We start from the raw sequence: 3259 nt of genomic DNA, 5'->3' as shown, positions 1-3259 counted from the left end.
CCGCGAGGACGCGAGCATGAACGTCAATCAGAAAGTTGAACTGTTGAACGAAGCCGCATCCTTGGCTGGCGATGCTTTCGAGAAGCTTGCAGCCAAAGCACCAAAGTCAATGACCTACGACGATGCAATCACAATCATCGTTGGTGGAATGGCCACGTCAATTGTCGCCCAGATGTTGGCCAACGCGCCGACAGAACACCATGCCACAGTCAAGCAGCTTGCCGCGAATGTCTTTTCTCGCAGCATCGATCAGGCATCGCGTGTTTTCGCTGAGGCGGAAAGGATCGTCCAATGACCGCGCCCATGACCACCCTACCGGAAGAAGCCGTGACCAGTGCAACCCGTCGCCCGTGGAAGGTAGCTCTTCCAGATGACACGCTTGTCCTCGGCCCTGAAAACCAGCTTGTGGCGACGACCTTGCTGGACGAAGAAGATTATCAGGCCAATTACGACAACCGCGAGAAAGACGCGGCCCTGATCGTAAAGGCTGTGAACGCTCACGATCCTGCATTCAAGGCGCTTCGAGAAGCCTACACGGCTCTGGCCTTTGCCTTCAATCGCCTCAGTTCAAGCGCCCGGTCACGAGACGGCGAACTATGCCGAGATTTCGGGAAAGTGCGCGGGAACATTGAAGCCGTGTTTCGCAATGCGGGAGAAAAGCTATGAACTCCTCAGTTGAAATTCCAAATGGTGCAATCGAAAACGGTCGAGCCTTTTTACAACGTCTTGTGGATCATTACGATTTCACCTGTGAAGCTGGGTCACTCGCCAATTGCGCCGATTATCACGAAGCTGTCAGGTGTTTTGAATTCATTGCTCAATGGATTTCAGACCTCTCCGCGCTTGAGCCATCCGCAGCGCGTGAGCTGGCGTTGGAGGAAGCGCACGCTGATGACGTTGCAGTTGATCGCTTTGCCGTTGCAATGAAAGAAAAGCTCGCCAAAAAGCGCGCAGAAGGCCGTGGCGGTTGGGAAAATAAGGATGAATGTTCTGCGGAATACCTATCCTATTTGCTCATTCAGCACATCTGGAAAGGCGATCCGGTTGACATTGCAAACCTTGCGATGATGCTCCAGCAGCGTGGAGAACGCGTCGTTATTGACAGCGAAACGTCCTCCATTATCCCGGACCATGCCGACGCCGGTAAGGTCGAGGGGGATGGGTGGTTGCCGATGACGCATCCAATCCTTCCGAAGAAAGGTCGCTTCCTTGCTGTGGCAACAGGCGAAATCGAGCGAATTGCTTGGAATGATCCGGCAGCAGTCGTGACAGTGAAGGCTTTTGACGGTCCGTTCGTCTGCTATGTGCATGAAGATGGCGCAGGCTTCACAGACGAATTCGGAGAGGTCTACCGGGCAGACGGCGTTGTAATCGATGCAGAAGACCTGACCGCCGCAGATGACGTGCTTCGCCTCACCCGCTGGCGTCGTCTCCCCTCTGCACCATCGGAGGGCGCGGAATGAGCAAGTTGAATGTTCTCATCGGCGGTGAATATTCCGGCACGATCCGTGACGCGTTCCTCGCTCTCGGTCACAACGCCATGTCGTGCGATTTCTCACCTACCGCCGTTCCCGGGCCTCATTATCAGGGTGACTGGGCAGACGTGGAAAATGATGGATGGGATTTGGCCATCTTCCATCGGACTTGCACCTTCATGGCCAATTCCGGGGCCAAGCACATCTATCTGAACATGAGCAAGAACGGCGGTCTGAACGAAGACCGCTGGCTGAATATGGGCCGGGATGCGTGGGCATTCTGGCACCACATGCAGACTTGCCCGGTGAAATTCGCCGCGTGGGAAAACCCTGTCATGCTCGGCTACGCGCAACTTATGATTGGCAAGCCAAATCAGACCGTGCAGCCGTGGTGGTTTGGAACGGATGAAAACGGCCCGGATAATGTGAAGAAGGCCACATGCTGGTGGACGAAGGGCGGTCTTCCGAAGCTTCGCAGAACCGGCACACTCGACGGTTCCACAGCCCGTGACGAAGTGTTCAAGATGGCTCCGACCTCGGACCCGGAAGAACGACGTATGGCCCGATCCAAGTTCACGCCAGGTCACGCCGCAGCAATCGCCCGTCAGTGGGGTGATTTCGTCATGGCCCAGAAATACGGGGACTTGGCAGCATGAGCAAGCCCGCGACCGTCAAAGTCACATTTACTAAGGCCGAGCTCTGGGAGCTGATGAACGGCTTCGGCATGTCATTCCTGCCCAATGAGGAAGGCAACGAACTGGCTAATCAGGTTTCCGAAAAGCTTTCCAAAGCCTACGACAAATTCCGCCTTAGCCCATCAGGAGGCGACCGTCATGCCGAGTGAACTGAAACCATTTCTGACCGACATGCTGTCTATGTCTACCGGAACGGATGGGCACACGCTGCAAATTCATTTCAGCCGCCCGGTTACTATGGATGACCGGCTTGCACTCATGGACGCCCACAACGCTGCCTGTCGCCGCATCCCCGTTATTCCGAGCAGTCTGGTGAACGATGCTGATATTCGCGCATCCGATACACCCGATATTGTCGTGAAAAAGCTAGACGCTGCTTTTGCTTCGTCCGCTCGCCCCGCGCCTGTTGAAGCCAACCCGCTCGCATCAAATCCCGTTGATGACAAGATCGCACCGGATACTGACGGCAACGCACCTGCCGCTGTAGGTGATAGTTTTGCTCAGTATCTTGAAAGTAGCTGTGCGGAGGCCGTCAAACGCTACAGCGAAACGCCTCTATCATTGCGTGGGCCTGTCGTACTGCCGTTTGATGATGAGCGTATCAAATCTCCAGTGCCTGCCGCTGCGGATACGGGACTGGTGACGGTGGCTTGGCAGCGCAACATCGGCGGTTCCGACGTGGAAAACTGGGTCAGCCATTTTATTTTAGACTTGGACGCCGCTTTGGGATGCCCAGTGCGAGAACTCGTCACCCGCTCGCAGGCTGCGGAGCTATTGGCGGCGGAACGGGCAGACAAACGCATATGGATGGAGAAGGCGGCGATTGAGGCCGAACGTGTTCAGCGTCTTGAAGCCGACAACGCGGCGCAGGCAGCGCGGATTAAGGAGTTGGATCGGTGCCATGAAGGCACAATCGACTTGTGCAATCACAAAACAGCGCAGATCGAAGCCCTCGAAGCCAAGCTCGCGGCTGCTGAAAAGGCGCTGGAGCCGTTTGCGGCGATCAAGACTGCTGACGGACCGGAAGGCTCCTTCACCCGCATTCCAGATGAACACGGGCTTATGTTCAACATGGGAACCCGTGAGCCT

The 3259-nt window shown here is 55.8% G+C and carries 6 protein-coding genes; all 6 read left to right on the top strand.

All coding sequences use genetic code 11. The features are described 5' to 3' along the window. Positions 1-16: 16 nt before the first annotated feature. Positions 17-295 carry a hypothetical protein gene (locus AC0TOF_RS00085; RefSeq protein ID WP_473766731.1) on the top strand — a complete coding sequence of 93 codons (279 nt, stop codon included), beginning with the start codon at positions 17-19 and terminating at the stop codon, positions 293-295. Next, positions 292-666, top strand: a complete 375-nt coding sequence (locus AC0TOF_RS00080) for a hypothetical protein (protein WP_473766730.1) — start codon at positions 292-294, stop codon at positions 664-666. Before AC0TOF_RS00085 ends, AC0TOF_RS00080 begins: the two co-directional genes overlap by 4 nt. Further along, positions 663-1463, top strand: a complete 801-nt coding sequence (locus AC0TOF_RS00075) for a hypothetical protein (RefSeq protein WP_473766729.1) — start codon at positions 663-665, stop codon at positions 1461-1463. Before AC0TOF_RS00080 ends, AC0TOF_RS00075 begins: the two co-directional genes overlap by 4 nt. Then, positions 1460-2131 carry a hypothetical protein gene (locus AC0TOF_RS00070; RefSeq protein ID WP_473766728.1) on the top strand — a complete coding sequence of 224 codons (672 nt, stop codon included), beginning with the start codon at positions 1460-1462 and terminating at the stop codon, positions 2129-2131. The genes AC0TOF_RS00075 and AC0TOF_RS00070 overlap by 4 nt, the downstream gene beginning before the upstream one ends. Beyond that, complete coding sequence (locus AC0TOF_RS00065; RefSeq protein WP_473766727.1) at positions 2128-2319, top strand: hypothetical protein; 192 nt, start codon at positions 2128-2130, stop codon at positions 2317-2319. The genes AC0TOF_RS00070 and AC0TOF_RS00065 overlap by 4 nt, the downstream gene beginning before the upstream one ends. Then, the coding region (locus AC0TOF_RS00060) for a hypothetical protein (protein WP_473766726.1) at positions 2309-3259 on the top strand (951 nt) is incomplete at its 3' end. The genes AC0TOF_RS00065 and AC0TOF_RS00060, both read left to right, overlap by 11 nt.

It is taken from the genome of Ochrobactrum sp. PL_is501 (assembly GCF_055816895.1).
This window is presented reverse-complemented; position numbering and strand designations above follow the sequence as displayed.